Annotated in this window: 24 protein-coding genes; 15 read left to right on the forward strand and 9 right to left on the reverse strand. The window is 46.0% G+C overall.

What is annotated here, in order from left to right:
- Positions 1-57: 57 nt before the first annotated feature.
- Complete coding sequence (locus FEF09_RS15640) at positions 58-1,872, reverse strand: glycoside hydrolase family 15 protein (protein WP_315898164.1); 1,815 nt, start codon at positions 1,870-1,872, stop codon at positions 58-60.
- 66 nt (positions 1,873-1,938) lie between these two features.
- On the opposite strand from FEF09_RS15640, the gene FEF09_RS15645 reads away from it, so the two are divergent.
- From FEF09_RS15645 to FEF09_RS15655, 3 genes are all read left to right on the forward strand, one after another.
- A complete protein-coding gene (locus tag FEF09_RS15645; protein ID WP_146305989.1) occupies positions 1,939-4,386 on the forward strand; it encodes an AsmA-like C-terminal region-containing protein in 2,448 nt (815 codons plus the stop codon).
- Positions 4,387-4,443: 57 nt separating this feature from the next.
- Positions 4,444-4,869, forward strand: coding sequence for a hypothetical protein (locus tag FEF09_RS15650; protein WP_146305990.1), 426 nt, complete (start codon positions 4,444-4,446; stop codon positions 4,867-4,869).
- Between the two features lie 70 nt (positions 4,870-4,939).
- The gene (locus FEF09_RS15655; protein WP_146305991.1) at positions 4,940-5,848 is read left to right on the forward strand and encodes a YihY/virulence factor BrkB family protein; all 909 of its coding nucleotides are present in this window, start codon (positions 4,940-4,942) and stop codon (positions 5,846-5,848) included.
- Here the strand turns inward: FEF09_RS15655 and FEF09_RS15660 are convergent, their stop codons facing one another.
- Positions 5,849-6,091 (reverse strand): hypothetical protein, encoded by a 243-nt coding sequence (locus FEF09_RS15660; RefSeq protein WP_012791660.1) that lies wholly within the window; start codon positions 6,089-6,091, stop codon positions 5,849-5,851.
- Between the two features lie 305 nt (positions 6,092-6,396).
- Here FEF09_RS15660 and FEF09_RS15665 point away from each other — a divergent pair, with 305 nt between their 5' ends.
- Both FEF09_RS15665 and FEF09_RS15670 read left to right on the forward strand, forming a co-directional pair.
- Complete coding sequence (locus FEF09_RS15665; RefSeq protein ID WP_261387523.1) at positions 6,397-8,538, forward strand: S9 family peptidase; 2,142 nt, start codon at positions 6,397-6,399, stop codon at positions 8,536-8,538.
- A gap of 9 nt (positions 8,539-8,547) precedes the next feature.
- On the forward strand, positions 8,548-8,928 hold the full coding sequence (locus tag FEF09_RS15670) for a hypothetical protein (RefSeq protein WP_146305993.1): 381 nt from the start codon (positions 8,548-8,550) through the stop codon (positions 8,926-8,928).
- Positions 8,929-9,115: 187 nt separating this feature from the next.
- On the opposite strand, the gene FEF09_RS15675 is transcribed toward FEF09_RS15670, so the two are convergent.
- The 3 genes from FEF09_RS15675 to FEF09_RS15685 are packed head-to-tail and all read right to left on the reverse strand — an operon-like array spanning position 9,116 to position 11,297.
- Positions 9,116-9,760, reverse strand: a complete 645-nt coding sequence (locus FEF09_RS15675) for a VIT1/CCC1 transporter family protein (RefSeq protein WP_146305994.1) — start codon at positions 9,758-9,760, stop codon at positions 9,116-9,118.
- Positions 9,761-9,766: 6 nt separating this feature from the next.
- Positions 9,767-10,999: an ornithine--oxo-acid transaminase gene (gene rocD / locus FEF09_RS15680; RefSeq protein ID WP_146305995.1), complete on the reverse strand. Its 1,233-nt coding sequence runs from the start codon at positions 10,997-10,999 to the stop codon at positions 9,767-9,769.
- Positions 11,000-11,036: 37 nt separating this feature from the next.
- Positions 11,037-11,297 carry an acyl-CoA-binding protein gene (locus FEF09_RS15685; RefSeq protein WP_146305996.1) on the reverse strand — a complete coding sequence of 87 codons (261 nt, stop codon included), beginning with the start codon at positions 11,295-11,297 and terminating at the stop codon, positions 11,037-11,039.
- Between the two features lie 129 nt (positions 11,298-11,426).
- Here FEF09_RS15685 and lepA point away from each other — a divergent pair, with 129 nt between their 5' ends.
- Positions 11,427-13,214 (forward strand): translation elongation factor 4, encoded by a 1,788-nt coding sequence (gene lepA / locus FEF09_RS15690; RefSeq protein WP_146305997.1) that lies wholly within the window; start codon positions 11,427-11,429, stop codon positions 13,212-13,214.
- Positions 13,215-13,606: 392 nt separating this feature from the next.
- On the opposite strand, the gene FEF09_RS15695 is transcribed toward lepA, so the two are convergent.
- Positions 13,607-14,203 (reverse strand): DUF6580 family putative transport protein, encoded by a 597-nt coding sequence (locus FEF09_RS15695; RefSeq protein ID WP_146305998.1) that lies wholly within the window; start codon positions 14,201-14,203, stop codon positions 13,607-13,609.
- Positions 14,204-14,237: 34 nt separating this feature from the next.
- Complete coding sequence (gene manA / locus FEF09_RS15700; protein WP_146305999.1) at positions 14,238-15,464, reverse strand: mannose-6-phosphate isomerase, class I; 1,227 nt, start codon at positions 15,462-15,464, stop codon at positions 14,238-14,240.
- A 75-nt stretch (positions 15,465-15,539) separates the two neighbouring features.
- On the opposite strand from manA, the gene FEF09_RS15705 reads away from it, so the two are divergent.
- Positions 15,540-15,896, forward strand: coding sequence for a YraN family protein (locus tag FEF09_RS15705; protein ID WP_146306000.1), 357 nt, complete (start codon positions 15,540-15,542; stop codon positions 15,894-15,896).
- A 784-nt stretch (positions 15,897-16,680) separates the two neighbouring features.
- Here FEF09_RS15705 and purB read toward each other — a convergent pair.
- Positions 16,681-18,021, reverse strand: a complete 1,341-nt coding sequence (purB, locus tag FEF09_RS15710; RefSeq protein WP_146306001.1) for an adenylosuccinate lyase — start codon at positions 18,019-18,021, stop codon at positions 16,681-16,683.
- 64 nt (positions 18,022-18,085) lie between these two features.
- Between purB and FEF09_RS33105 the strand changes: the two genes are divergently transcribed.
- The 3 genes from FEF09_RS33105 to FEF09_RS15720 all read left to right on the forward strand — a co-directional run bounded on the left by FEF09_RS33105 (position 18,086) and on the right by FEF09_RS15720 (position 19,730).
- The gene (locus FEF09_RS33105; protein WP_261387524.1) at positions 18,086-18,562 is read left to right on the forward strand and encodes a menaquinone biosynthetic enzyme MqnA/MqnD family protein; all 477 of its coding nucleotides are present in this window, start codon (positions 18,086-18,088) and stop codon (positions 18,560-18,562) included.
- A gap of 16 nt (positions 18,563-18,578) precedes the next feature.
- Positions 18,579-18,827 carry an MqnA/MqnD/SBP family protein gene (locus tag FEF09_RS33110; protein WP_261387525.1) on the forward strand — a complete coding sequence of 83 codons (249 nt, stop codon included), beginning with the start codon at positions 18,579-18,581 and terminating at the stop codon, positions 18,825-18,827.
- Between the two features lie 243 nt (positions 18,828-19,070).
- Complete coding sequence (locus tag FEF09_RS15720; protein ID WP_146306002.1) at positions 19,071-19,730, forward strand: NADPH-dependent F420 reductase; 660 nt, start codon at positions 19,071-19,073, stop codon at positions 19,728-19,730.
- 137 nt (positions 19,731-19,867) lie between these two features.
- Here the strand turns inward: FEF09_RS15720 and FEF09_RS15725 are convergent, their stop codons facing one another.
- Positions 19,868-21,508: a M1 family metallopeptidase gene (locus tag FEF09_RS15725; protein WP_146306003.1), complete on the reverse strand. Its 1,641-nt coding sequence runs from the start codon at positions 21,506-21,508 to the stop codon at positions 19,868-19,870.
- Between the two features lie 93 nt (positions 21,509-21,601).
- Here FEF09_RS15725 and FEF09_RS15730 point away from each other — a divergent pair, with 93 nt between their 5' ends.
- The 5 genes from FEF09_RS15730 to FEF09_RS15750 all read left to right on the forward strand — a co-directional run bounded on the left by FEF09_RS15730 (position 21,602) and on the right by FEF09_RS15750 (position 26,153).
- Positions 21,602-23,278 carry an ABC transporter substrate-binding protein gene (locus FEF09_RS15730; RefSeq protein WP_261387526.1) on the forward strand — a complete coding sequence of 559 codons (1,677 nt, stop codon included), beginning with the start codon at positions 21,602-21,604 and terminating at the stop codon, positions 23,276-23,278.
- Positions 23,279-23,336: 58 nt separating this feature from the next.
- The gene (locus FEF09_RS15735; protein ID WP_146306004.1) at positions 23,337-24,077 is read left to right on the forward strand and encodes an AraC family transcriptional regulator; all 741 of its coding nucleotides are present in this window, start codon (positions 23,337-23,339) and stop codon (positions 24,075-24,077) included.
- Positions 24,078-24,112: 35 nt separating this feature from the next.
- Positions 24,113-24,223, forward strand: coding sequence for a helix-turn-helix domain-containing protein (locus FEF09_RS15740; RefSeq protein WP_222596990.1), 111 nt, complete (start codon positions 24,113-24,115; stop codon positions 24,221-24,223).
- A 77-nt stretch (positions 24,224-24,300) separates the two neighbouring features.
- Positions 24,301-25,323 (forward strand): oxidoreductase, encoded by a 1,023-nt coding sequence (locus FEF09_RS15745; protein WP_146306006.1) that lies wholly within the window; start codon positions 24,301-24,303, stop codon positions 25,321-25,323.
- Between the two features lie 713 nt (positions 25,324-26,036).
- Positions 26,037-26,153, forward strand: coding sequence for a TonB-dependent receptor (locus FEF09_RS15750; protein WP_146306007.1), 117 nt, complete (start codon positions 26,037-26,039; stop codon positions 26,151-26,153).
- Positions 26,154-26,155: the final 2 nt, after the last annotated feature.

Genomic DNA, 26,155 nt, shown 5'->3' on the forward strand with positions numbered 1-26,155 from the left:
AGGATGCCCCTATTCATCACAGACATCCTCTTACTTCAACAAAAAATATCCTGACTATTAAAGAAAGATCGGCACATCCAGTTTCATGGATATTCTGTACGCCGCATTCATCAGCCCCACATGACTGTAAGCCTGCGGGAAGTTACCCCACTGACTGCCACTTTCTTCCACCACATCTTCACTGAATAACTGCAGGTGATTAGAATATTGCAGCAGATTCTGAAACTCCCGTACCGCATCATCAATACGACCTACACACGCCAATGCTTCTACATACCAGAACGCACATACGAGGAAGGTTGCTTTGGGTTTTCCGAAATCATCTGAATGCAGATAACGATAGAATAATCCCTGTGGCGTTTTCAGTTCCTTTTCCAGTGCCGCCAGATGATCGCGTGCTTTTTCTGAAGCCGGGTCCAGATAGTTCATCATGATCAGCTGTAAAGTACTTGCGTCAAGATGCTGACTGCCGGCGGCATTAGTATATACTTTCCTGACAGGATCGTAACAGCTTTCAATATGCGCTGCCGCACGATCTTTTAATGCAATCGCTTTTTCTACCAGTTGCTGATTACCGATGGTACGCGCCATTTTTTCCGCAGCAGCACAACCCGCCCATTGGAACAGGTTACTGTAACAGTGAATATTGGCGAAGTTGCGGAACTCCCATATGCCCGCATCTTTTTCATCAATAGTGTGTTCAATCTTATTCAGCAGATATTCCAGCCACCACGCAGAGTCCTTTCTTTCCGAGAAGACAAAACGATGATCCGTATATAAAGGGAGCATGGAGATCAGTACCTGTCCGTAGATATCATTCTGTATATGCTCATACGCCTGATTACCGATGCGTACCGGCTGATTTCCTTCATAACCATCCAGATGAGGCAATATCTGCTCTACGAGGTTCTTTTTGCCCGTTATGCCATATAGGGGCTGATAACGGTAGTCCCCCGAGAAGGATATATCCGCCACATAGCTGAAATACTTCTCCATTTCCTCAAAATGCCCGATATGGTTCAGTGCGGTAATCACATAATAAGTATCCCGCAACCAGCAATAGCGATAATCCCAGGTACGTCCGCTGCCCGGATATTCCGGCAAACTGGTCGTACTGGCGGCAATGATGGCGCCGGTATCTTCATATTGGTGAATTTTCAGGGTGAGGGCAGAACGGATGACGGCCGGCTGGTAGAAATTGGCAATATTGGAGTGTTTGATCCAGGTACGCCAGTAAAGGGTGGTTTCACGGAGAAACCTTTCTGCTGTGGCATTCAATGGCGCCTCCAAAGGATGGCCATAGGTCAGCAGCAGGTATTTTTCATCATTTAAAACAAAGAATTCTTCTTCGAAGAGATAACTGATGGGAATGTTGGTGGTAAGGCGTAAAGTCTCCTCACATCCCAGAAATTCAATGTGGTTGCTACCCCTCTGGGCCTTCAGAAAACCACTTCCGTAATCACATACGGGTTTACATTTCACCTGCACGCGTGGATTGCCCTCCAGTGGTTCTATCTTGCGAATCAGCATGAGGGGCTTGAAATACCGTTCATACTGATAAAAACGGGGAGCAAAGTCCGTAATACGGTACTTTCCACTCTCACTGGTGACTTCCGTACACAGTACATTGGTGTTTTCCAGATAGTACTGCTTAGAAGTATATTCACCGGAAGGGCGGATATAGAATTCTCCCCCTTTATGCTTATCCAGCATACCGCCAAAGATAAAGGAGCTGTCCATGCGTGGCCAGCAAAGCCAGTCTATGTTCGTGTTTAGATTGACATGTGCGAGGTAAGCACAATTGCCAATAATGCCTGTCTGATACGTATGTCTTTCCATAAGTGATTCATTAAGACACAAAAGCCATTCCAATACGGCACATTTTGTGTTAATTAAGAACTAAAAACCTTCTTTTTTGATTTCACGTAAATTCCCTACATGCAGAAATGGCTTCGTATAACCCTGATTGTTTCCGGCAGCCTGATAGGCCTCCTCATATTGCTATGGCTCGGACTAGCATGGCATATCCGGCATAACAAAGACCAGATTCTGCGTCAGATCAGCGATCGGCTGAATGACAGACTACATGGAGGAGAACTGTTGATAAAAGACATGGAACCTTCTCTGGTGCGCAGTTTTCCGAATGTATCGGTCGCGCTGGAAGGGGTGAGTGTTAAGGATAGCCTGTGGAATATACATCATCATCCCTTAGTTGATGTTGCACGTATCTTCGTAAAAATAAACACTTTCTCGCTACTTAAAAAACAATTGGATATCAAACAAATATCTCTGGAGGAAGGTAATATCTATTTATTCACTGACAGCACGGGTTACAGCAATGCCGGCATGCTCAAAAAGAATACAAAAGTAAAAGCGGAAGGAAAAGGAATGGCCGCGGATATTACCCGTTTTCAGCTGAATAATGTCAATCTGGTGATAGACAATCAACAGAAACATAAATTATTCAGTTTTGCTATCAGAGACCTCCGGGGTAACTTCCGCAACCATGATTCCGGTTGGGTGTGTAATATGCGCACCGCCCTGCAGGTGGCCAGTCTGGCGTTTAATACCGAAAGAGGAAGCTTCCTGAAGGATAAATCATTACAAACGGATCTGGAAATCACCTACAACAGGAATAAAAAGTTGCTGGAAATCCCGCAACAGGTATTGTATGTGGCAGATCAGAAGATCACTGCCGGGGCTTCTTTCTCCTTTGGTGACCAGCCACGTTCCTTTACTGTGCATATTATTGCCGAACAGATACCTTTCCGCCTCGCCTCGTCTATGCTGACGCCAAAGATCACAGCCAAACTCGATAGTATTAATCTGGATAATCCACTGGATGCGGATTGTGTGATCAAAGGTGTGATGCAACCGGGCGACCAACCCGGGGTCAATGTAAGCTGGAAAACAGAAAATAATCATGTGACGACAAAAGGGATGGAATTGCAGGAGTGTAGCTTTACAGGCCGTTTTTCTAATGAATGGCAGCCCGGTGAGCATACGGATGAGAATTCTGTTGTCAGCATCTATGGGTTAAAAGCCCGTACTTACGGTATTCCCGTAGCCGCTGATACCATCGATATTACCAATCTCCGGCACCCTACACTGGCCGGTTATTTTAAGGCAGATTTCCCGCTGACTGACCTGAATAATGCGCAGGGAGAGGATGGCGTCTTCAAATTTACGGGTGGAACGGCAAAGGCGGGTCTCTACTATAAAGGGGGGATTACCGCCGGGGATACGATTATTCCTTATTTAAAAGGCCAGATTCAGCTAAAAGACGGGGCGATGGAATATACCCCCAGAAACCTGCAATTCAATGCCTGTAATGCCCTGATGAACTTTAATGGCCGGGACCTGTCCATGGAAAATATCTCCATCCGTACGCAGAAAAGTAGTCTGCAGATGGAAGGAAGTGTCCGGAACATTGCCACCTTATACTTTTCAGCGCCCGAAAAACTGGAACTGGACTGGAAAGTCAGCAGTACAGGGATCGACCTGAATGAATTCAAAGCCTTCCTCGGCAAACGCCGGCAGAGCAAACGTACAAGCATAGCGGCCAACAGACGGAAGATCAGCCGTATTGCCAGTCAGCTGGATGTGATGCTGAGCTCCTGTATTATCAATATCAGTGTGCAGGTAGATAAACTGACCTATGGCAACTTTCTGGCGCAACAGGTAAAGGCCGACCTTTCCATGAAAGAGAGTAATATCAATCTGCGGCAGGTCTCGCTGGCCCATGCCGGAGGCAGTATCAATATGAGCGGAGTGATGACACAGGACGGGATTAATAACCGTTTTAAGATCAATACGGGCATCCGGAACGTCCATGTGGACCAACTGTTCCATGCGTTCAATAATTTCGGGATGCAGTCGCTGAGTTCAAAAAATCTCAGGGGCATCTTCTCGGCTACGGCAGCTATCAGCGGAAATATTCTGGATAACGGGAAGATGTCACCACAGTCGATGTATGGAACCTTGTCCTTTGACCTGCGACAGGGTGCACTGGTGCATTTCGAACCCCTCGAAGATATCGGTAATCTGGTGTTCCGCCGCCGTAATCTGGACAATATCACGTTTGACAATGTAAAAAATACACTGACCCTGCAGGGGAATAAGATCATCGTGCCACCCATGCAGATCAATTCCAGCGCTCTGTATATGGATATCTCGGGGGTATATGCGATGACAAAGGGAACCGATATGTATATCACAGTACCATTGCGTAATCCGAAGAAGGATGAAGACCTTAATAAGGAGGAAAGAAAGCTCCGGAGGAAAAAAGGGATTGTACTGCATCTGCATGCGATGGATGGGGAAGATGGAAAGGTAAAAATCAAATTAGGGGGTAAAAAGGACAAGCCAGAGGAAGCAGAATTGTAACTTTTTGAATTGAACAGCCGTTTTATATTAATTTAGCGCCTGACAATCAATTCTTCTATGAAAAAACTGCTGGTTTCGGCATTGCTGCTGCTTGCGGCCTGTAAAAAAGACGACACAACAGTCAACCAACCTGCCTATGATGGGAAATGGTATATCCATCAGGTTATTAATAAAGAATATACCATTGAGGACGGAGACACTGCCTTTACGCGGTTCGATATCGTCAATCGTCCTGGTACGGATTATATTGATTTTCAGATCGATGCTCAGGGGAAAGGAGATGCCGTGATGCTTTGGGATAATAATTCGACGACCCGGCCCTACGAGGCGGTGACACATGCCTTTTTCAGACTGGATACAACGCTTTGCGAGATCACCCATCTCACAGACAGCAGTTTTCAATTCAATAGTATTCATTTTGATGGCGTCAGTATCCCTGACAGAGTAAAGGTTACACAAAACTTTTTCATCCTCGGGCGTTAGCCTGAGTGCTTTTCACTTTAAAAAGGCATGGTTTTTATACTTTAATGAGCGGACCATGTTTTCGTAATTAATGTCCAGAGAGTATTTCAAAAGCATTATACGCACCTTACGCGTATCATTTCAGGTATTACAAAATAACGACCCGTTACGACTGGCGGGAGCGACCGCTTTTTTCGCCAGTTTCGCTTTACCCCCGATCATGCTGATCTTATTACAGGTATTTGGTCTGCTTTTCGACCGCAGGTCTATTGGCAAACAGCTTATTGGACGGCTGGGAGAACTGGTAGGGAAAGACAGCGCCCAACAGGTGGTGATCACCCTCCGGGGGTTCCGCGGACTTGCACAGACCTGGCCTGTGGCTATTGTGTTATTTATCTTCCTGTTGTTTGTCGCCACTACCTTGCTGAAAGTAATCAGGAGCTCCCTCAATCAGGTATGGATGATACGTATCGCTGTCAGGGAAAGCTTTCTGGACTCACTGCTGGGACGCTTACGTTCACTGATCGTTATCGGTGCCGCCGGTATATTGTTTCTGGCCAGTCTGATGGCTGAAAGTGCGCATGCCTTTCTGGGTAACTATGTCAATGAATTATTCCCCAGCGCTGCCTTTATATTCAGCGGGGTATTTACACAGCTGGTTTCCTTGCTGATTGTTACCTGCTGGTTCGCGGTACTATTCCGCTACCTGCCGGATGCCCGGCCGACATGGAAAGTCGCTCTCTCGGGAGCCCTGCTCACGGGAGTACTTTTTAGTATCGGGAAATTGGTATTACGCCGTCTGTTATATGGAGGTAATATTGGAATCCTGTATGGGGCTTCAGCCTCCGCTGTGCTGTTGATGCTGTTTATCTTCTATAGTGCTATTATCTTCTACTACGGCGCTGCATTTACCAAAGTCTGGAGCGAATTTAAACATCGTCCGATGCAACCCCTGCGTCATGCTACGTTTTACGAACTGGCAGATGTGGAAGCCCGCTGATTATTCTCCGCGTAAAACCATTTCTATCTGGTCTTTCACCGGATTGCTGAAACCTTCTAATTCAATTTTTGGATGCTGATCAAGATTGATACGGATCTTCCCGGTTTCATTCACAAGAGAGTCGGAGAGAGGTTCCAGTAATGCGTGCATCTGCCTTACGCCTAATTGTACCAGCTGATTCATAAAAGAGTCTTCCAATTGAAGGAATTCACGGTTCTTATAGGTATACGTTACCTGGATCATGGTGTTGCTGTTTTTCAGAGGATATTAAAAAAAATAAAGTTTGATTAAATTAGAATATACGTATTCGGCGAACATTCACAGAAATTTATACTGCAATTTTCATGCACAATTTAACGGTATAAATATATTAATTTAAGTAATAACTTGTTGTATCTCACTTGTATAAAACTTTTCCACAATAGGTTTTCCACAAACTGGACGCGCCATTTTCCCTCCAATGATTTATCTTGCCGTTTCAAATCTACCAGATGCGTTTACGTTATTTCAGCTGCCCTGGAAGCAGGGTACTCACTTTTTTAGTCTGTATGGTCGCAGGCAGCGCCAGTGCACAGCCATGGAAACATGTAAAATGGTCCGGCGACGGTAAGACTTTTTACCAGACGGAAGACAATGGCGGTATTGCCGCGTATAGTGCCAAAGACGGTCAGTCAACCCAGAAGATCGCCCCGGCCTTATTGACACCCAAAGGGCAGTCAGTGATCGAAATAGAAGATTTCTCCTATACACCGGATGAAAAAAAGTGGCTGATCTATACAAAAGCGCAGAAAGTATGGCGGTACAAAACCCGTGGTGACTACTGGGTGTTGGATATTGCCAGCGGTAAACTGGTACAACTGGGTAAAGGATTACCCGCCTCATCCCTCATGTTTGCGAAATTTTCTCCCGATGGACAAAAAGTAGCCTACGTAAGTGAGCATAATCTATACGTGGAAGAACTCGCTACCAATAAAATCAAGGCGTTGACAAAAGATGGTTCCCGCCGTCTGATCAACGGTACCTTCGACTGGGCATATGAAGAGGAGTTTGACTGTCGTGATGGTTTCCGTTGGAGCCCCGACAGCCGTGCAATCGCTTACTGGCAGATTGATGCCCGTAAGATCAGAGACTTCCTGATGATCGACAATACCGATTCCCTGTATGCTTATACCGTTCCGGTGGAATATCCGAAAGCGGGTGAAAGTCCTTCTTCCTGCCGCGTAGGTGTGGTAGACATCACTACAGCCAAAACCATCTGGTTGCAGGTACCAGGTGATGCACAACAACATTACATTACCCGTATGGAATGGAACCCGGCCCGTACAGGTCTGATACTGCAACAGCTGAACAGAAAACAGAACCAGAGCATTCTCTATACGGCGAATGCCACTACCGGTAAAACCACAGAACTTTATAAAGAAAGCGATTCTGCGTGGATAGACATCCGTTCCCGCTGGAACGATGAACTGGCAGGATGGGACTGGACCAATGGCGGTAAATCCTTCATCTGGGTGAGTGAGAAAGATGGCTGGAGACATCTCTATAGCATCGATATGAATGGTAAAGAAACCCTGATCACCCCGGGACAATACGATATCATCAACCTGCTGCGTATCGATGAGGCGCATAATCAGGCGTATATACTGGCGTCACCTGAAAATGCAACCCAGCAGTATCTGTATAAAGTGTCTCTGGATGGTAAAGGTCAGCCGGAAAGAGTATCTCCGCTGGCAGAATCAGGTACGCATGAATATGAGATCTCTCCGACTGCGGACTATGCCCTGCATAGTTTCTCCAATCATTATTATCAGCCACATTCAGAACTGGTATATCTGCCTGAGCATAAAGATGCGACCAACAGCCGTATCATCCGTGATCTGCAGACATCCCGTTTTGCCATTCGTCAGGAGTTCTTTCAGGTGACTACTGCCGATGGTGTGACAATGGATGGCTGGATGGCCCGTCCGAATAACTTCGATTCTACCAGGAAATACCCGGTGGTATTCTATGTGTACGGCGAACCGGCAGCTGCTACCGCAAAAGACGAATTTGGCGCAGGACGCAATTTCATTTACAATGGCGATATGGCCGCAGATGGTTATATCTATATCTCTATGGATAACCGTGGTACGCCTTTACCAAAAGGCCGTACCTGGCGTAAAGCGATCTACCGGAAGGTGGGTCAGGTAAATATGCAGGATCAGGCGATGGCTGCAACAGAGCTCTTTAAACGTCACGCTTATCTGGATACTTCCCGCGTAGCAGTATGGGGCTGGAGTGGCGGCGGTGGTATGACGCTGAACCTGTTGTTCCGTTATCCGCAGATCTATAAGACAGGTATTGCTATCGCAGCTGTAGGAAGTCTGTTTACTTATGATAACATTTATCAGGAGCGTTATATGGGATTGCCACAGGAAAACCGTGAAGACTATGTAAAAGGTTCGCCGGTGACTTACACCAAAGGATTAGTAGGTAATCTGCTGTATGTACACGGTACCGGCGATGACAACGTACATTTCCAGAATGCTGAGTTGCTGCAGAATGAACTGATCCGTAATGGCAAGCAGTTCCAGTTTATGTCTTATCCTAACCGTACACACAGCATCAGCGAAGGAGCAGGCACGTTCCAGCACCTTTCTACATTATATACCAATTACCTGAAAGAGCATTGTCCTCCGGGAGCGAGATAACAACGAATTATGAACAGAGCAAATATAATAGGATTAGTTTCAGTCTTGATAGTCATCGTCAGCGCATTCCTGCCATGGCTGACCATCGAAAGTAAACATCTGGCATTCACAGGCCTCAACACTACAGGTTCAAGTTTTGGTGAACCCGGTAAACTGAATATAGCCGTTGCCGTAATCGCAGCTTTATTGTTTGCATTACGCGGTAAATGGTTTGCACGTATCAATCTTTTCATCACTGCTTTTCTGGTGGCGTGGACGTTCAGGAACTTCATATTGTTTTCCAGATGTGAGATGGGTGTTTGTCCGGAGAGAGAGATAGGATTGTATCTTTCGATTCTCGCAGCGATAGTAGCGTTTGTGAGTGTGATCCTTAGTAATGGGAAGAAGTAAATGTCAATCAGTAATTGAAATACAGCGGAGATAGACGAGGATGAGTGGTGGTGAATGCTTGTAAATTGATTTCAAGTCTTATAAATAAGAAGGCCTTCACTGTTTGTGAAGGCCTTCTTATTTATAAGATTTGAAGTATCGTCAGTGAATAGTTGTTATTGAAAAACAATTCTCACCAATTCCTGATTTACCTGAATATAGTCAGCATCACATAAGCCCCCAACCAGACAGCTCCTGTATAAGCCAGATTGCGCAGAATGATCGGAATAGGTGATTGGCTGGTCAGCCGTGACTTGATAAAGCTGAAAAGTGTCATCGCAAGGAAAGTGATCATTACACTGCCGGAAGCTGCCATTGCGAAGTTCTCATTCCGGAGGTAGGAGATGAAAGGAAGAATACCTCCTATGAGGAAGAAGATACCTGTCAGTAAGCCGCTGCGGAGTGCCGTAGAGAAACTAAAATGACGTTCTTCAACATGTTCCTCACGCAGGGTTTGTTCCCATTGTTCGGCGTCCTTTTGCATTTCAGCCGCGATATTCTGTATGATCGGCTCACTGATGTTGAGCTTTTCCAGTTTTTCTCTTTCTTCCGGAGAGAGGGTGCTTTCGTCGTGTTGTGTATCACCCCGGCTGGCCTGAAAGGCGGTAATCGTCACAAGGAGGCTGCCTGCCACCCATATACAGGTATTGATGGTATAGAATAGCTGTACTGTTATTGGTAGTCCCTGTGAGAGGAAGGTAGTAAATAACAGTAGTAGCAATCCTTCAGGAAATCCGATCAGGAAATCTGTTTTCCAACCGCTGCTACGGATGGCTTTCTGCTCTTTGGACATGCGCGGCTATAATATTTCAAGACTTTTAGCAATGATGGCAACAGCTTCTTTCACCTGTGCTGCAGTGATCAGCAGTGGAGGTGCGAACCTGATCTTATCGCCATGAGTGGGTTTGGCCAGCAGACCGTTTTCTTTTAATGCGAGGCAAAGGTCCCATGCTGCTTCCGGATGAGCGTGTTTGATAACGATGGCGTTCAGCAATCCCTTACCACGGATGGTGCTGATATGAGAGGAATTGAGGGCCGCCAGTTCACTTCTCAGCAGTTCGCCCATTGCAGCAGCATTTTCTGTCATTTTCTCTTCTTTCAATACTGTCAGTGCTGCGATGGCCACTTTACAGGCCAGTGGATTACCACCATAGGTACTGCCATGTTCACCGGGTTTGATGGTGAGCATGATCTCATCATCTGCGAGTACAGCGGCTACCGGTAATGTACCTCCGGAGAGGGCTTTACCAAGAATCAGGATGTCCGGACGTACGTTTTCGTGATCGCAGCAAAGCATTTTACCGGTACGGGCCAGACCAGTCTGGATCTCGTCAGCGATAAATAATACATTGGCGTCTTCACAGTACTGACGGGCTTTGGCAAGGTATCCGTCATCGGGTACCATGACACCTGCTTCTCCCTGTATCGGCTCTACGAGGAACCCGGCAACATTACTGTCCTGCAGGGCTTTTTCCAATGCCGGCAGATTATTATATGGTATCACTTCATATCCCGGCATAAACGGACCGAAGTTCGTACGGGAAGAAGGATCTGTACTAAAGGAAATGACATTCAGGGTACGGCCATGGAAATTATTGGCGCATACGATGATCTTTGCCTGATTTTCGGGAATACCTTTCACGACATATCCCCAGCGGCGGGCCAGTTTGAGGGCTGTTTCCACTGCTTCCACACCGGTGTTCATCGGCAATACTTTGTCATAGCCGAAGTAACGGGTGATAAAAGCGGCGTATTCACCAAGCAGGTCGTTGTGAAAAGCACGGGAAGTCAGAGTTAATCGTTGTGCCTGTTCGTTTAAGGCACGGATGATCACCGGGTGACAATGTCCCTGATTCACAGCAGAATAGCCTGAAAGGAAGTCGAAGTAACGTTTACCATCGACGTCCCAGAGAAAAACACCTTCTCCGCGATCCAGCACTACGGGCAATGGATGATAGTTGTGAGCCCCGTATTGTTCTTCGAGGTCCAGAAAATGCCTGGTCTTTTCGCTGATATTAAATGTGTGTAACATACTCCCCAAAGGTAATCAGGAATTAGGGAATTCGGCATCAGGAATTGGTCAGTCTGTTAACTAATGCCACATATTCTTCCTGCGCGGCCTCTTTCGTCTTTCCCTTCAGTTTCTGCCATGCTTCATATTTTGCTTTTGCAACAAAATCAAATGGGTTAGTGGGAGCTTCGCTGTTGATATCACCTTCAGTTCCTTGTTTGTACAGTGAGTAAAGTCGCAGAAGTGTTTCATTATCAGGTTTTTGGGTCAGGGTTTTACTGGCTGTAGCGGCCGTTTCAAACTGTTGTTGGAGATCCATAAAAAGATTTTTCTTAAATGTAGATAAAATAGTACCAAATCTGACGACCGGCACTATCCGGGAATAGCAAAATTTAAATAACTTTGCGGCTTGACGCGGGGCGTTAAACGCCTGGTTTTAAAAGCATATATGAAGAATATCAGGAATTTTTGCATCATTGCACACATCGACCACGGTAAAAGTACATTGGCTGACAGGCTGTTAGAGCATACCAAGACGATCTCAGACAGAGAAATGCAGGCTCAGGTATTGGATGACATGGATCTGGAAAGAGAGAAAGGTATCACTATCAAGAGTCATGCGATCCAGATGAACTATGTTCAGGATGGAACGTCATATGTATTTAACCTGATCGATACTCCCGGTCACGTGGACTTCTCTTACGAAGTATCCCGTGCGCTGGCTGCCTGCGAAGGTGCACTGCTGTTGGTTGATGCTGCTCAGGGTATCCAGGCACAAACTATTTCCAACCTTTATCTGGCTCTGGAAAATGACCTGGAGATCATCCCCGTGATCAACAAGATCGATATGGATGGTGCTATGATCCCGGAGGTAAAAGACCAGATCATAGAATTGATCGGTTGTAAGGAGGATGAGATCCTGCTGGCTTCCGGTAAGACAGGGATTGGTATCGAAGAAATTCTGGATGCTATTGTAAAACGTGTTCCAGCTCCGAAAGGAGATCCGGAAGCTCCGTTACAGGCGCTTATCTTTGATAGCGTATTCAACTCCTTCCGTGGTATCATTGCTTATTACAGAATATTTAACGGTACCCTCAAGAAAGGGGATAAGGTTAAATTCTTCAATACAGATGAAGAATATTTTGCTGATGAAGTAGGTATTCTGAAACTCGGTCTGCAACCAACACAGGCTGTCAAAACTGGTGACGTAGGTTATATCATCACCGGTATCAAAAATGCGAAAGAAGTAAAAGTGGGTGATACCATCACTACCAGCGTGAATCCTAGTCTGGAGCCGATCAACGGTTTCGAAGAGGTGAAACCAATGGTATTCGCAGGTATCTTCCCTGTAAATACAGAAGACTTCGAAGAGCTGCGTGACTGTATGGAGAAACTGCAGTTGAACGATGCTTCCCTGACTTTCGAACTCGAAACATCTCAGGCACTGGGCTTCGGTTTCCGATGCGGATTCCTCGGTATGCTGCACATGGAGATCATTCAGGAACGTCTGGAAAGAGAGTTCAATCAGACAGTGATCACCACCGTTCCGAACGTAAGCTTCATCGCCCATACCACCAGAAAGGAAACCATCATCGTGAACAACCCTTCTGAAATGCCGGATCCAAGTACATTGGAGCGCATCGAAGAACCGTTCATCAGAGCACAGATCATTACCAAACCGGATTATATCGGTAACATCATGACCCTGTGTCTCGGTAAGAGAGGTATCCTGATGAATCAAAGCTATCTGACCCCAACAAGGGTTGAACTGATATTTGAAATGCCACTCACAGAGATCGTATTCGATTTCTATGATAAGCTGAAAAGCCAGACACGTGGTTACGCATCCTTCGACTATGCACCGATCGGTTACCGTGACAGTGACATCGCGAAGATGGATATCCTGTTGAACGGCGACAAGGTGGATGCGCTGAGCGCCCTGATCCACCGCGGTCGTGCACAGGATTTCGGTCGTAAACTGTGTGAAAAGCTGAAGGAACTGTTGCCTCGTCAGCAATTTATGATTGCCATTCAGGCAGCAATCGGCGCCAAAATTCTGGCCCGTGAAACGATCAGCGCTATGCGTAAGGATGTAACTGCCAAATGTTATGGTGGTGATATCTCCCGTAAGCGTAAACTGTTGGAAAAACAGAAAGAAGGTAAAAAGCGTATGAGACAGATCGGTAGTGTGGAAGTACCGCAGGAGGCATTCCTCGCCGTACTCAAATTAGACTAATACGCCAATACATCAAATTTTGGGAAATTAAAGCGGCTGGAGCAATCCAGTCGCTTTTTTATTTATAATTAATTGTTTAGCAAACCGGACGAATGCGGCAGAGGCAATATGGAATTGCGGATTGTACGTGTGGATTCATGTACAAGCTGATTACACCGTCATTACGACGCTATGACTTCGTTTGTGAACGGATAGATGATGGTATAATAAGGATACACCTTCGTTGTACATGGAAGAATAAAGCATTATCAGGTTAAGAATCAGTGATTTAAGTCGATTTTGATCGAAGAAGCCTTATAGCAATCACAAAGTCAATAAGTTACACGACTATAAAACACAAAAAAGCCGGCAGGAAATACATCCTGCCGGCTTTTTTAATATGATCCGTTCGTTTAAGCCAGCTGGCTTTTCGGAACAATTACTGATGATTTCAATATGCTCCATACGCCAAACAGCACTGCTGTAAAGAATACGTTGCCCATCAGGCCATTCAGTGCAAAACTGCTGAACAGGTCGCCTTCTTTGTAGAAAGGAATACCAGCAGCATAGCAAGCCAGCAGACCAGCAGCTGTTTTAGGATACATGTCTGTTGTAAGGAATGTGCCCAGATTCGTGATCAGGAAGAACAATACGCCGGTGCCGATAGAAGACAACAGCAATGTCAGCGTGTTCACTTTTCTGATACGGGTACCGATGAAGGCAATCAGCATAAATGCTCCATATACGAAGAACAACTGTCCCAGATAGTCGCGGTTCAGCGCCTGAATGCTGGTGAACAGCTGCAGGAAAACGTCAGAAAGGAATAAAGACAATAATGGAACGATATACGCGAGGCGTTTATCTCTCAGAACGATGCCGCCGAAGAGGGCTGCTGCACCAATTGCATTAAAATTCCACAAACCAGCCTGATTTGTCAGAATGCGGCATAGGGCAGATAGAAATATCAGCAGACTAATAATCAGTATTTCCCGGATAGAATCCTTTTTCATAATGGGTCAATTATTTAAGCAAATATAATTGATTTTAAATAGATTGAACAGGTACACTTGCTTTAAAGATCACAGCACCTGCATTGCTCTGGATATCATAGGTCGTGTCGAAGTATGTAACAACCGATTCTCCTTTTTTCAGCTGAATCGGTTCACCGCCCTGCTCAGTAATGATTGCCGCGCCTTCCATTACCAGCATGATCTCTGTTGCTTCGCTGGTATGCTCATAACGTTGTCCGTTTTGTAAAACGATACGGCTTACCACAAAATCAGGCGCCGGAGAATGATAGATCGTTTCCAGTCCGCCGCTGATGCTTTCACTTGTCAGTATCTTCGGATGCACCGGCTCAAAACGGGTATGTTTCAGCAACTCCGGTACGTCAATGTGTTTAGGGGTCAGACCACCACGCAGCACATTGTCAGAATTCGCCATCAGTTCCACGTTCTGTCCTTCCAGATAAGCATGTGGAATGCCTGCATCCTGAAATACAGCTTCTCCCGGATGTACTTCCATAATATTGAAGAAATAGATAGAGAAGATACCTCTGTCCAGATTCTCCAGTCCCTGTGGATCATTTGCAATCGCTCTGCCAGCCCAGAATGCCGGATCAGATTTTGCCAGCCGGTTATTCTGATATGCTTCAGATACCGCTTCTGCCAGAGGACGTAACATGGTGTTTACTTCCGCCTGCGGCATTTCCATTACCGCTTTATATAAACCATAGTAACCCTCTTTTTCGAAGATAGGCGCCAGTGGTGCGAATTCTTTTACAGTCTGTAATACCTTTCTCAGTTTATCTTCCGGCAGAAATCCATGTAACAGCCAGAATTCGCTGAGCGCCACCATGATCTCAGGTTTGTGGTTGGCATCTTTATAATTACGATGAGGAGCACTCAGTGGAATGCCTGCTTCGTTTTCACGGGCAAAGCCTTTTTCTGCTTCTACTTTCGTAGGGTGTACCTGAATAGACAGCATGTCTTTAACGTCGAGGATCTTCAGCAGATAAGGTAATTCACCAAAGCGCTTCCATACTTTCGGTCCGAGTATGTGCTCCGGATTGGCTTTTACCAGCTGATCCAGTGGGGATGATTGTCCGTCGACAGCAATTGCTGACGGTGCGCTCTGGTGTGCGCCCATCCAGTATTCCGCGCTTGGTTTGCCGTTTTCCGGAATGCCTAATAATGCAGGGATGTAGTGATATCCACCCCATGCGTAGTGTTGTACCTTACCTTCCAGTCTGAATAATTTCTTCTCGCTCATGCGTAATATTATTTATTTTCCTGTGATTGTTAACCTGTTGTTTTTCCTGATGGAAGAGCAAAAATAGTCAAAACAATGGCATCCCATATAGCTTTGGGCAAAAAAGGGGAGTTGATTGCATGCGGGCATCTCCGGCTGCATCATTACGAGATTATAGCGGTGAACTGGCGGCATCGGCGGAAGGAGATAGATATTATCGCTTCGCGGGATGGTTGTCTGGTGTTTTTTGAGGTCAAGACACTGGCGAGTGATCTGTATGGCTGGCCGGAGAAGCATGTTACGGCGGCGAAGCGGCGGAATATACAGGCCGTGGCTACTGCGTATATGGACCGGATGAAGCAGCTGCCGAAGGTCATACGGTTTGATGTGATTGCGATTACATTCCAGCCGGATGGTACTTATGAGTTGGTGCATTTTGAGGATGCGTTTTAGCGGCTGAGTTTTAGTTATTGTATGGTTGTGCTGGTTATGAATATAACCGGGTGGTATTGGCGTGCCCTTTTTCCATCGGGGTTTCGTTTTTGAGCTGACTGATTTTTATTAACTGTATGGTTGTGCTGGTTATGAATATGGCCGGGTGGTATTGGTATACCCTTTTCCATCGGGTATTCATCTTTGAGCTGACTGATTTTTATTTACTGTATGGTTGTACTGGTTATGAATATGGCTGGGCGGGATGTTGCTGTTCCCCGGGGTTTTCGCCTTTGATGTGGCTGCGGGTTGTTATGGGCAGGGAGGAATGCTCCGGATTCAGTATGGGATTACGGGCTGTAGTTCTTTGAAGTTCCTGGCTATGGGGCGGTGGGTTGGAGAGTTGGGCGGTGTGGGGGTGATTAAACCCCTGGTTGCAGGGGCTCGGCATACTTCAAATAACTAAGGCCCGTAATCTCCATCTGAACCCTGCGCCGCGACGTGATCCTGAACTAATTATATGGCTGATGGCTGAAGCGTAATGTGGTTGTGAGATAGGTGTTGCTTGTTCTTTGCGCTTATTCTTTGTGCTTATTCTCTGCGTTTGATATCTGCGCTTCTTCTTTGCGATTGATATTTGCGGTTCTTCTTTGCGATTGCTATCTGTTGCATGCTGTCGTATAGTTGTATAGTTGTATAGTGCTGCATGTCATATGTTATAAAACAGAAAGACGAATTACAGTATGCTATAGTTAGCTGCTGTAATTCGTCTTCTATTTATTTTCAAGCCTTATTCCTTATTGCCTTATCCCCAGATACCGGTGTAGTTCTGTGGGGTAATCGCTTTCAATTCCTTCTTCAGGGTGGCGCTGATCTTCAGACCGTCGATGAATTTGTGCATGGTCTTCTGATTGATGTTCTGACCGCCACGGGTGAGTTCCTTCAGGGCCTCGTAGGGTTGAGGGAAGTTTTCACGACGGAGTACGGTCTGGATCGCTTCGGCGACTACAGCCCAGTTGTTTTCCAGATCGTCCTGAAGTTTTGCTTCGTTCAGGATCAGTTTGCCGAGACCTTTCTGTACAGATTTCAGAGCCAGTATGGTGTGACCGAATGGAACGCCTACGTTACGGAGAACGGTGGAGTCAGTCAGGTCACGCTGGAGGCGGGAAACAGGCAGTTTGGCGCTCAGGTGTTCGAAGATGGCGTTTGCCAGTCCGAGGTTACCTTCTGCGTTTTCAAAGTCGATCGGGTTCACTTTGTGCGGCATCGCAGAAGAACCTACTTCGCCTGCTTTGATCTTCTGTTTGAAATAGTCCATGGAGATGTAAGTCCATATGTCGCGGCAGAAGTCGATCAGGATTGTGTTGATACGCTTCAGGGTATCAAACTGAGCGGCGATGTTATCGTAATGTTCGATCTGGGTGGTATATTTCATACGCTGCAGACCGAGGGTGTTGTTAACGAATTTATCAGCGAATTTCTCCCAGTTGGTTTTAGGGAATGCCACATAGTGAGCGTTGAAGTTGCCGGTAGCACCGCCGAATTTAGCTGCGAAAGGAATGTCTCCCAGCAGTTTCACCTGACCTTCCAGTCTTTCTACAAATACCAGTATCTCTTTACCCAGAATGGTCGGAGAAGCCGGTTGACCGTGTGTACGGGCCAGCATTGGTATTTTCATCCAGCTCTTAGCCATTTTCTTCAGGTCGAGGATCAGATTAGCGATCGCAGGCATGAAAACATGTTCTACAGCTTCTTTCCAGAACAGTGGTGTAGCGGTATTGTTGACGTCCTGAGAGGTCAGACCGAAGTGTACCCACTCCAGTTTGTCTTCCAGTCCGAGCGCCTTCAGTTCATTCTTAACAAAATACTCAACAGCTTTTACATCATGATTGGTTACTTTCTCCGTGTCCTTGATCAGCTGCGCATGCTCAATGGTGAACTCCTGATAGATCTTACGCAGGGCAGGAACCTGAGACTTAGAGAGCGTAAATACTTTCTGCTCTGACAGGGCGATAAAGTATTCTATCTCTACCAGTACACGGTAACGGATCAGTGCAAACTCGGAAAAATAAGGTGCCAGTTCTTCCAGTTGTCTCCGGTATCTTCCATCCAGCGGAGAAATGGCGGTTAAAGCTTGTAATTGCATAATGTTATTTGATTAGTGAGCGTTTATCACTTTTTGCCTAATTTAGCCGGCAAAATTACAGAAATTGGAACGGAAAGTAAAAGTAGCGGCAGTAAGTTATTTGAATACCAGGCCATTATTGTACGGATTCAGGGACCATCCCGTGATGAATATGCTGGAACTGAGTGTTGATTATCCTGCTAAGATTGCACAGCAACTGATTGATGGAGAAGTAGATGTGGCGCTTGTACCCGTGGCGACCATCCCAAAACTGAAAGAATATCATATCATTTCTGATTTTTGTATCGGTGCAGAAGGTCCGGTAGCTTCTGTTTGTCTTTTCAGTGAAGTTCCCCTCAACGAAATAAAACGTATCTACCTCGATTATCAAAGCCGTACCTCAGTGGCTCTACTGAAAGTACTGGTACGTGAGCACTGGAAACTGGACGTAGAACTGATCGATACCAACGGCGATTATCAGGATAAGATCAAAGGTACCGACGCCGGACTGGTTATCGGCGACCGCGCCCTCGAACAGAGACATGTATCTCCTTATATATGATCTCGCTGAACATTGGATGAGATTCACCAGTCTGCCCTTTGTATTCGCAGCGTGGATCAGCAACAAGCCTTTGCCGGAAGCATTCATCCAGCAGTTCAACAATGCCAACAGCCTCGGTATACATAATATTCCCGCTGTTGTAGCAGAGAATCCATATCCGCTGTATGATCTGACGACCTATTATACACAGAATATCAGTTATCCGCTGACGCCCTCCAAAAGACAGGGTTTACAGCGCTTTCTGAGTCACCTGATGAAGAACTAAGCGTTAAGTATTAAAATACAGCTGAGATCAGAAAAGGTTGGCAGAACATTGGTACTGCCCTGAATGTTATAATTATTGAACAGCATTTATATAGAGGGGTACTTCTTTAAAAGAAGTGCCCTTTTTTAGTTATACAGACAAACAGCGGACTAAAAACTACTTATACCATAATTTTTAATTCTTAACTCTTAAGGCTTAATTTCTTAAATTACTTTCCCATCTGTTCACACAAACGCCTGTAACATGAAAATTGGCATCCTGGGTAGTGGTCCCGTCGGACTTACGTTAACGGAAGGATTGATTATGGCCGGTCATGACGTCATACTCGGCACGCGCAATCCCTCCAAAGAATCGCTTCAGCAATGGATCAAAAAGAAAGGAGGTGAGCATGTGATCGCCTTACCATTCCGCGAAGCGGCCGCTCAGGGAGAATTACTGGTGATCTGTACCAATTGGGCCGGAACCCAGAAAGCCATCGAGTCAGCAGGATTGTGGAATTTTAAGAATAAAGTCGTGGTAGATGTAACCAACCCCCTCGACGGTAAAGGCCCGGATCAACAGGGAAGACTGAGCTTTTCTATCGGACATACTAACTCCGCCGGCGAACAATTACAAGCATGGTTACCACCAGATGCACACGTCGTGAAAGCCCTCAGCTGTATCGGGCATGAATCTATGTTTCGTACCCAACAGGAGCAGGAAACACCTACCATGTTCATCTGCGGTAATAAAAGAGCCGCTAAAGCAGCGGTAACAACATTACTGAATGAAATGGGCTGGAAAGATGTGGTGGATATGGGGACCATTGAAATGAGCCGTAATATAGAACCGCTGAGCATACTATGGTATGCCTATGGTTTTCGGACAGGTACCTGGAGTCATGCTTTCAGACTGGTAAAGTGAAGTCCTGATCAGCCGTCTATATGTTAAAGTTAAGCTTTATTAAGAGATAGCTGTTACAGACAGCTTCAGCATAAAGAATGAGGGAGTCCATCATATGACGGACTCCCTCATTCTTTATACTGAAGCTTGCAGAAAGCTTAGATCTCCTTTACATTAATATAGAAGTTCGGATCTACTTTAAACTTCTTACGATCTGATAACGTCATCGTCATTGACTGCCAGTTTCTTCCCGGATAGATAAAAGTATAGCCATTATCTGTCAGGGTCACCTTTACAGGCATATTGAAGTTTTCTACATCCGTTACCCAGCGGAATTTCAGCTGAGAACCTTCAAAGTGATATTCGAGGGTAGGAATAGAAGTATGCATCAGGTACTGTTCAAATACCCTGTTGAAGTTCATCTTCGTTTTCTGATTGAAGAATTCCTCCACCTGTTGGGTAGTAACTGTCTGGTGATAGAAGGTTTTGTTCAGTCCGCGCAGGATCTCACGGAACATGTCATCGTTGTTCACGATCTGACGGATGGTGTGGATCATGTTCGCTCCCTTATAATACATATCGCCGCTACCTTCGTTGTTCACGCCATAAGCGCCGATGATAGGAATGTCATTTCTGATATTCTTTCTGATACCGGTGATATAATTAAAAGCGGCTTCTTTTCCGAACTGGCACTGTATGAAAAGGGTTTCAGAGTAGTTGGTAAAGCTCTCATGCACCCACATATCCGCGATGTCTTTGGTGGTGATATTATTACCAAACCATTCATGACCACTTTCGTGGATGATGATGAAATCCCATTTCAGACCCCAGCCGCTACCGGAAAGATCGGTTCCTTTATAGCCCATCTGGAACTTGTTGCCATAGGCAACGGCGCTCTGGTGTTCCATACCGAGGTGCGGAGATTCTACCAGTTTATAGCTGTCTTTGTAGAAGGGATATTTACCAAACCAGAATTCGAAGCATTTCAGCATGTCTTTTACTACTTCGAAATGTGTCTTTGCCGTATCCACGTTATAGTCCATCACCCAATAACCGAGATCCAGTTTGCCCGCTTCGCCGGAATAGGTGTCTTTGATTTCGGTGTAGTGACCGATGTTCATAGCCACATCATAGTTATTGATGGGATTCGCCACATACCATGTCCATACAATGTTACCGTCACGGTCTGGTGCTTTCTTCTTCAGCCGGCCATTGGAGACGTTTACCAGATCAGGAGGGGTGGTTACACTGATTGTCATGTTATCAGGTTCATCACTCTGGTGATCTTTATTGGGCCACCATACGCTGGCGCCAAGTCCCTGACAGGCCGTGGATACCCATGGTCTGTTTTGTTTGTCTTTTGTCCAGATCAGTCCTCCGTCCCATGGAGCATTCTTTGCCACACGAGGTTTACCGTGGTAGGCAATGTAGATCTTATTCGTTTTACCCTTTACCTGTTTCTTCGCTACCAGATCAATGAGGACCACATTTCCTTCTCTTTTAAAAGGCAGGCTTTGTTTGTCCTGTAAAACACTATCCACAGAAAGCGGTTCCTGCAGGTCGATCTGCATAATACTGTCCATCTTCAATACCTTGTAGGTAATGGTGTTGGATCCGGCTATGGAACTGTCACTGAGGTTGGGTTTTACCTGCAGGTTGTAGGATTTTACGTCCCACCACGCACGTTCACGGGTAATGGATCCCCGTAGCGTATCAGCCCGGGTAAATGTCGTTTGATGCTGGGCACCGGCAGACAAAGCCGTAAGCAAAACCAATAAAAGCATAGGAATGCCGCGCATAGAAATTCTTATTTTATGGCGGAAAGGTATTAATTTTCGTTTAATAATGCCTAACGCTGAACGTTTAATGCTTAACGCTTTATACCGATATCCATGAGCGGCAAGCCGGGGACGTTCAGTGGCCGTAAGACCCTTCGCATGTACAAGAGACTATTCTGCATACCGTTTATCGTATTTGTGGCTGCCTGCGGACATCCCGCTTCTACCGGCAAACAGGTGTTCCGGTACAATGTGCCGGAGGGGATTTCCTCACTGGATCCTGCATTTGCCAAGAATCAGGCTATCATCTGGCCGGTAAAACAGCTATATAATACATTGGTGGAACCGGATGAGCAACTTAATATCCGGCCCTCACTGGCAAAACGCTGGGATGTGTCTGCGGATCATAAGACGTTTGTCTTTCATTTACGGACAGACGTTTATTTTCATGACAATGTCGTTTTTCCGGAGGGTAAAGGACGCCTGATGACAGCGGCAGATGTGGTGTATAGTCTGCAACGCATTATGGATCCTGCTACGGCATCTCCCGGGGCATGGATCTTTAATGGAAAGGTAGATCCGGTCAAAGGCTTTCAGGCAATCAATGATTCTACCTTCCAACTGAACTTATTACAGCCTTTTCATCCCATCCTTGGTATTCTGAGTATGCAGTATTGCTCCATCATTCCACATGAGGCAGTCGAAAAGTATGGCAAGGACTTCCGGAAACATCCCTGTGGAACGGGACCGTTTAGTTTTTCTTTCTGGGAAGAAGGGCAGGCGTTGGTCCTGCACCGTAATCCTCATTACTTTGAAAAGGACAGTGCCGGTCATGCATTACCTTATCTGGATGCGGTGAAAGTCAGTTTTCTGGACAGCAAGGCCACCGAATTCCTCTTGTTCCGACAGGGACAGCTAGATTTCATGAATGATATAGACGCATCCTTTAAAGATGAAGTGCTGACAAAAAAAGGAAAACTGAAAAAAGAATGGGAAGGGAAACTGATCCTTGACAAGAGCCCTTATCTGAACATTGAATACTTCGGTTTTCTGCTGGATACCAGTAAGGCAAGCGTAAGACATTCACCATCAGCGATAAAGAAAATCAGACAGGCTATCAACTACGGCATCGACCGAACACGGATGATCACCTATCTGCGTAACGGTATAGGCTATCCGGCTACGTCCGGGTTTGTGCCTATGGGATTACCGTCTTTTGATACGGCCAAAGTAAAAGGCTTCCGTTATGACCCTGAAAAGGCGAGAGCATTGCTGAAAGAAGCCGGATTCCCGGAGGGAAAAGGACTGGCAACGGTCAGGTTACTTTCTATTCCCGTTTATGAAGATTATGCCAATTATGTAGCCAATCAGTTACAACAGGTAGGTATACCCGTGCAGGTGGAAGTGATGCAAAAAGCACTGTTACTGGAACAGACGGCGAAGTCAGAAGCGCTGTTTTTCAGAGGTAGCTGGATGGCCGATTATGCAGATGCCGAAAACTACCTTGCGGTGTTTTACAGTAAAAATCCTGCTCCTCCGAATTATACCCGTTATGCCAATACGGCATTCGATAAGCTATATGAAAAGTCACTGAGCGAAAACAATGATTCGCTTCGTTCCCTCCTTTATCAGGAGATGGATCGGATGATTATTGCAGATGCTCCTGTCGTTCCATTATTCTATGACGAAGTCATACATCTCGTCCAACCCAACGTCGAAGGATTTACAAGTAATGCCCTGAATCTCCTTGAACTGAGAAAAGTAAAGATCCGGACTTCTCAGCATCCCTGAAAAAATACCTGTGTGAGAATTGCCGGCAAAGTTTGAAATTTGCAAGAAAGCAATTGTCATGAACGGAGTTATGCATCCCTGGGAATCCCCTCATTTTATGATCGGCGGCGATCATCAGTCTCCCCGTTTTAATGCATTTACGATAGCGGAAAGGCTGGCATCCGGCAATACCTATCCGGCCTTCGTGCGCCGGGATTTTTATAAGATCATGCTCTTTCACGGAGAAGCGGTATTCCATTTCGGAGATGAAAGTATTGCCGTTTCCGGGGATACTTTATTGTTCTTTCACCCGCGTTTGCCATATACCCATGGCGACATCAAAACTGACATTTCAGGGTATTGTTGTGTGTTCACAGAGGAGTTCTTCCGGGAGTATTTCAGAGGGAAGCTGGATGACATTCCCTTATTTCAGTCAGGAGCGAAGCCTATATTTTCACTTGAAGCTGAAGCGGTTAAGGAAGTAACTATTGCTTTTGATAAGATAATCAGTGAGTTAAGAAGTGAATATGTATACAGATTTGAACTGATTCGCAGCTACATTATGGAGCTCATATATTACGCTTTGAAGCTTGCTCCGTTCGAAAATACGCAGCCTGAAACGAACGCAAGTGCCCGTATTACCGCTGTATTTTCAGAGCTGCTGGAGCGACAGTTTCCAGTGGATGTTTTCTCACCAAAGATACTTTTACGCACCCCTAAAGACTTCGCAGAACGACTCGCGATTCACGTCAATTACCTGAACCGGGCGGTTAAAAAAGAGACGGGTAAGACGACCTCCGAACTCATTTTGAGCGGCTGATCACAGAGGCAAAGGGAATGCTCCGCCATAGTAATATGAACATCGCAGAGATCAGCCATGCCCTCGGTTTTGAAGATCAGGCACACTTTACCACCTTCTTCCGGAAGCGGACGGATACCAGTCCGTCAGCCTTCAGGCAGGTTTGAATTTCACAAACATTGGTTTGATCATCGCAAAAGGTACATAGATAGTCATCCTACCTTTGAAGGGTAAAAATGAGACTATGGAAAAGATAAATGAACGCACTTTACAGGCGCCGATCGACTCGCCATTTGATGGCGCCTCCACTGCTTCGGCTGTAATCAGCGGTATTGACCTGTCCGGAAAAACGGCAATTGTCACGGGAGGTTATGCAGGTATCGGCACAGAAACAACCCGCGTGTTGGCGAAAGCCGGTGCAAAAGTGATCGTACCGGCGCGTGATATCCGGAAGGCAGCTGACGCATTGGCAGGAATAGATGGAGTGGTCATCGAGCAGATGGACCTCATGGATCCGGCATCAATTGCCGCATTTGCTGCGAAATTTCTGGCTGGCGGACAGCCTTTACATATCCTTATTAATAGCGCCGGTATTATGGCCAATCCGCTTACCCGGGATGCCAGAGGTTTCGAATCACAGTTTGCTACTAACCACCTTGGGCATTTTCAGTTGACCGTCAGCCTTTGGCCGGCATTGCAAAAAGCAAACGGTGCAAGGATCGTGGCTTTGTCTTCGTGGGGACATCGGTATTCGCCGGTCGTATTTGAGGATATCCATTTTGAGGAGCGTCCGTATGATCCGTGGAAGGCGTATGGTCAGTCGAAAACGGCGAATGTCTTGTTTGCTGTTGAGGCGGATCGCCGGGGGCAGGTTGATGGGATACGCGCTTTTGCGGTGCATCCGGGGAGTATTGTTAGTACAGATCTGAAACGCTATATACCTGAAGAACAGTTGATTAAAATGGGAGCATTGGATCAGGAGGGGAATCCGGTGATAGACCCGGCGAGACAGCTGAAGACGATTGAGCAGGGGGCGGCGACGAGTGTGTGGTGTGCGACGAGTCCTTTGCTGGAAGGAAAAGGTGGTGTGTATTGTGAGAATTCGGATATATCGCCGATGGCGGAAAGTGATGGTACGCAGGGGAGTAATGATCTGAGTCAGCGGAAGGCGTCAAAGGCGTTTGGGGTGTTGCCGTATGCGATTGCTGCGGAGGATGCGGTGCGGTTGTGGCAAGTGAGTGAGGAGTTGGTTGGTGTGCGTCTTTGAGGTTTGGTTTTGTGCTTCCGTCTTTGAAGGGTTGGTGGTTTTGAAGGGTTGGTCTTGTGCTTTAGTTTTGAGCGTTGGTGTTTTGAGTGGAGGAATTCGTTTTGAAGGGTTGGTCTTACGCTGCGGTTTCAGATGGGACCTCTGGCTGACGCTCTTTGAAGGTACTACGTATGAGGCGTGGGGAGGTCGTGTCGGGCTTTGGGGATCTATTGAGGGGATCAAGCGGATGGGCGTTCTTCAAAGACCTAAGGCCAGGGTCTCCATCTGAAATCCTTCGCTGTGACGAGGTTGACGATGTGTGAATTTTCCTCTGGAGGGATTGACTGAAAAGCTATTATGCAGATAGGTAGATCATTTGCAGGGTGATCAGGTTAGTTATTAAGCCAATGGCTTCCGATTATTTGGATGCCATTGGCTTATTTAATAACGGGGCATCATTGGCTTTTCATTGAATTATCATTATCACGACCACCATCACCCTACTATCATTATTACTACCACTACCACTATCACTACTACTACTACACTATTATTATTACTATTATTACTACTGCTATTAGTACTACTACTACTATTATTATCGCTATGACTGCTCGTGTTATTTCAGGGAGGTAATTATAATAAGTGCTGAATTCGTTATATTTTGAATACACAACGAAAATGCCCCCGTGAGAATTGCATTAATCATTTGCACAAGTTTTATCAGTCAGATCATGAACGGGCAATCTGAGGGAGGTATTAATAATATCACAGACAAAAACTATTCATTGGTAGAAGGTTATCCTGAGCCGGGACGTAACTATTTTGCCAATGTTGTATACAGTTTGTAAAC

Source organism: Chitinophaga pinensis (genome assembly GCF_007896845.1).
In the GTDB taxonomy this organism is placed as follows: Bacteria; Bacteroidota; Bacteroidia; order Chitinophagales; family Chitinophagaceae; genus Chitinophaga; species Chitinophaga pinensis_C.